The organism is Streptomyces milbemycinicus, from assembly GCF_002154605.1.
In the GTDB taxonomy this organism is placed as follows: domain Bacteria; phylum Actinomycetota; class Actinomycetes; order Streptomycetales; family Streptomycetaceae; genus Streptomyces; species Streptomyces milbemycinicus.
Genome location: NZ_MUNE01001185.1, coordinates 376 through 753 on the forward strand (window position 1 = coordinate 376; position 378 = coordinate 753).

The 378-nt window shown below is 76.2% G+C and carries 1 protein-coding gene; it reads right to left on the bottom strand.

Going from position 1 to position 378, the window contains the following annotated elements; genetic code table 11:
* The coding region (locus CCN51_RS51970; protein ID WP_158104806.1) for an FAD-dependent oxidoreductase at positions 1 to 378 on the bottom strand (378 nt) is incomplete at both ends.

Below are 378 nucleotides of genomic sequence, written 5' to 3' on the forward strand. Positions count from 1 at the left end.
GACACGGACACGGACACGGACCGCGTGCGCAGCCCCCGTACGCGGCACTCCGTGTGGACCTCCACGCCCAGCGCCGCCACATGGCGCCGCAGCATCTCCGCGGCGCCGGTGTCCAGCTGCCGTTCCATGAGGTGTTCGCCCTGGTGGGCGAGGACGACCTGGGCGCCGCGCTGGGCCAGGGCCCGCGCCGCGGAGACGCCGAGCAGGCCGCCGCCGATGACGACGGCGCGGACGCCGGGGCGGATGGCCGCGGCGAGGGCCAGACAGTCGTCCATGGTGCGGAAGGCGTGGACGCCGTCCGGCAGGTCGTGGCCGTGGGGTTCGAAGAGGCCGCGCAGCGGGGGCAGCACCGGGTTGGAGCCGGTGGCCAGCACCAGC